A 3605-nucleotide genomic window follows, 5' to 3' on the forward strand; every position below is an offset into this window, starting at 1 on the left:
TTCATCGGGCGTCTGTTTCCACCGGGCGCTAGCCGCCGAATGGCGCTACCAAAACCTGTCAACCTATGTCAGGACTTGACACGGACAAAAAGTTACCCGCCCAGGAGGGCGGAACCCAGCGGTTCAATAGCCGACAGCATGTCACCAACAGCAACAAAAACAGCAGCAAACACCAAAAACAAAAAACCCCACCGACCCTGACGGGCCAGCGGGGCTTGCCGGAATACGAATTGCCGCTTACAGACCGGCAGCAGCCCGCAGTGCAGCCGCCTTATCCGTAGCCTCCCACGAAAACTCCGGCTCTTCACGGCCAAAGTGGCCGTAGGCAGCCGTCTTCTCATAGATCGGACGCAACAGGTCCAGCATCTGCACGATGCCCTTCGGCCGCAGGTCAAAATGCTCCTGCACCAGCTCGGCAATCTTGGCGTCCGGAATCTTGCCGGTGCCTTCGGTGTAGACCGTCACGTTGATCGGACGCGCCACGCCGATGGCATAGCTCACCTGCACCTGGCACTGCCGCGCCAGGCCCGAAGCCACCACGTTCTTGGCCACGTAACGCGCCGCATACGCAGCCGAGCGATCGACCTTGGACGGATCCTTGCCCGAGAACGCACCGCCACCGTGCGGCGAAGCGCCACCATAGGTATCGACAATGATCTTGCGACCGGTCAGACCGCAGTCGCCCTGCGGACCGCCGATCACGAAACGCCCGGTCGGGTTCACCAGATACTTGGTTTCCTTCAGCATCTCGGCCGGCAGCACCGGCTTGATGATCTCTTCGATCACCGCTTCACGGATCTGCGCCTGGGTGATATCCGGCGAATGCTGCGTCGACAGCACCACGGTATCCACGCTGTGCGGCTTGCCGTCGACATAACGCACCGTCACCTGCGACTTGGCGTCCGGACGCAGCCAGGGCAGGCGGCCGTCGCGGCGCAGCAGCGACTGGCGTTCCACCAGGCGGTGCGCGTAATAGATCGGGAACGGCATCAGCTCCGGCGTTTCATCGCAGGCGTAGCCAAACATCAGGCCCTGGTCACCGGCGCCCTGGTTCAGGTAGTCGTCCGAAGCGCGGTCAACGCCCTGGGCGATGTCCGGCGACTGCTTGTCATAGGCCACCAGCACGGCGCAGCCCTTGTAGTCGATGCCGTATTCGGTGTTGTCATAGCCGATACGCTTGATCGTGTCGCGCGCGATCTGGATGTAGTCGACGTTGGCGGTCGTGGTGATTTCCCCTGCCAGCACCACCAGGCCGGTGTTGCAAAGCGTCTCGGCGGCCACACGCGCATACTTGTCCTGCGCCAGGATGGCGTCGAGGACGGCGTCGGAAATCTGGTCGGCGACCTTGTCGGGATGGCCTTCGGAAACGGATTCCGAAGTAAAAAGGAAGTCGTTTGCCACGAACTTATTCTCCAGGTTGGCTATTGCGTGCCACCCGGTCGGGTTCATGGCGGCGACGCTTTAGCGGTATTTAAGACGGCCCGGTTAGAGCCGCATCGCCCCGCAAGTTGTCAGTTAACTCGGCGATACACGCTATTATACGCGCCTGCCGGGCTCGTTGCAGCGCGCCAAAGGCGCCGACGCAACAGCCGACGCAACACGCTGCCGCCACGGCATGCCGTTTGCCCGGATTACGGCAAGCCGGCGCGGAGCTGAATGCCGCGTCACAAAAACGCCGGTTCTGACTTTGCAGCCCGGACTGCAATCCACGCCCGATGACCTTTCTTTTCTGGCTGATTTCCCGTTTTCCCCTGCGCTTGCTGCATGCCGCAGGCGGCGCCCTCGGACTGCTGGCAGCACGGCTGCCCGGCCGTTACGGCCGCCGCCTGACTGAAAATTTCCGTCACGCTTTCCCCGACGCCACGCAGGCGATGATCGATGAAGCCGCCCGCTCCGCCGGGCGCATGATGATCGAGATGCCCTATTTCTGGAGCCGCAAGCAGATCGGCGCGCGGCTGCATGGCTTCGACGACTACATGTGGCCGGAACTGGAAAAGCTGCAGGCCCGTGGCAAGGGACTCATCATCCTGACGCCCCACCTGGGTTGCTTTGAAGTGCTGCCGCAGTCCCATGCACTGGTTCGCCCGGTCACGGCCTTGTTCAAGCCACCACACCAGCCCTGGCTGCGCAACTGGATCGAAAAGATGCGCACCCGCCCCAATATGCACATGGCGCCGGCCACGCCGCGCGGCGTGCGCATGCTGGTCAAGGCACTCAAGCGCGGCCAGGCGGTGGGCATCCTGCCGGACCAGGTGCCCAGCGGCGGCGAGGGCAACTGGGCGCCGTTCTTCGGCAAGCCGGCCTACACGATGGCGCTGGTGCACCGGCTGCAGCAACTGACCGGCGCGCCGGTGGTCGCGGTCTTTGCGGAGCGGCTGCCGAAAGGCGCGGGCTATCGCGCCCACCTGCATGTGCTCAACGAGGGCAGCATGCTGCCGGACGACCCCGCCGAAGCGGCCGCGGTGATCAACCAGGCCGTCGAGACCCTGGTGAGACAGTGTCCCACGCAGTACCTGTGGGGATACAGCCGCTACAAGGGGCCAGCCATGGCCCCCAGCAGCAGTACCGAGCCGACCACTGACCAATCGATTTCATGAGCCGCGTGTTTACCTGGCTCGGCATCTGCCTGCTGACGGTGCTGGGCAAGCTGCCGTACCCGTTCGTTGCCCGCTTCGGCGAAGGGCTGGGCGGCCTGCTCTACCTGATTCCCAGCTCACGCCGCCGCGTGGTGCAGGCCAACCTGCGCCTGTGTTTCCCGGACAAGACCGAGGCCGAGATCAACGAGTTGTCGCGCCAGAGCTTCCGCACCGTGTTCCGCAGCTTCGCCGAGCGCGGCATCTTCTGGACCGGCAGCGAAGCGCAGATGCGCCACTGGGTGCAGATCGACGACCAGGCCGACCTGGTGTCGCTGGACGGAACGCCGCATATCCTGGTCACGCTGCACCTGTCGGGTGTCGAGGCCGGTGCGATCCGGCTGACCATCCACCTGCGCGAGCACGTGCGGCGTTCCGGCGCGTCGCTATACACCAAACAGAAGAACGACCTGTTCGACGGCTTCCTCAAGCACGCGCGCGGCCGCTTCGGCGCCAACATGATTTCGCGCAACGACAGCGCGCGCGACATCCTGCGCTGCCTGAAGAAGGGCGAAGCGCTGCAGCTGATTGCCGACATGGACTTCGGCGAACGCGATTCGGAATTCGTCCCGTTCTTCGGCGTGCAGGCGCTGACGCTGACCTCGGTGTCGCGGCTGGCGCGCCTGACCGGCGCCAAGGTGGTGCCGATCTACACGGAGATGCTGCCGGACTACCAGGGCTACGTGCTGCGCATCCTGCCCGCCTGGGACAACTACCCCGGCGAAAGCGTCACCGACGACACGCGCCGCATGAACGCCTTCTTCGAGGACTGCATCCGCCCGCGCGTGCCTGAGTATTACTGGGTGCACAAGCGCTTCAAGCACCGCCTGCCGGGCGAACCCGAGATCTACTAAGAAGCGCTAAACAGCCTGAGCTATGGGGCTGACTTGACACCCGAGGTCAGCGAGGCGTTTGAGCAGGCGGCGGATGGTCTTCTCGGCATAATGGCGGTCGAAGTAGTCGGGGCCAAGA

3 protein-coding genes are annotated in these 3605 nt (G+C 63.9%); 2 read left to right on the top strand and 1 reads right to left on the bottom strand.

What is annotated here, in order from left to right; genetic code table 11:
* Positions 1–237: 237 nt before the first annotated feature.
* Entirely contained in the window at positions 238–1401 is a 1164-nt protein-coding gene (gene metK, locus VSR71_RS34865) for a methionine adenosyltransferase (protein WP_029047350.1), read from the bottom strand.
* Between the two features lie 314 nt (positions 1402–1715).
* On the opposite strand from metK, the gene VSR71_RS34870 reads away from it, so the two are divergent.
* Together VSR71_RS34870 and VSR71_RS34875 are read left to right on the top strand one after the other, a co-directional pair.
* Positions 1716–2597 carry a lysophospholipid acyltransferase family protein gene (locus VSR71_RS34870; RefSeq protein ID WP_342917893.1) on the top strand — a complete coding sequence of 294 codons (882 nt, stop codon included), beginning with the start codon at positions 1716–1718 and terminating at the stop codon, positions 2595–2597.
* The gene (locus VSR71_RS34875; protein ID WP_342917894.1) at positions 2594–3487 is read left to right on the top strand and encodes a lipid A biosynthesis lauroyl acyltransferase; all 894 of its coding nucleotides are present in this window, start codon (positions 2594–2596) and stop codon (positions 3485–3487) included. The genes VSR71_RS34870 and VSR71_RS34875 overlap by 4 nt, the downstream gene beginning before the upstream one ends.
* The last annotated feature ends 118 nt before the right edge of the window (positions 3488–3605 follow it).

The sequence above is a fragment of the Cupriavidus oxalaticus genome, from assembly GCF_038900635.1.
GTDB lineage: Bacteria > Pseudomonadota > Gammaproteobacteria > Burkholderiales > Burkholderiaceae > Cupriavidus > Cupriavidus oxalaticus_B.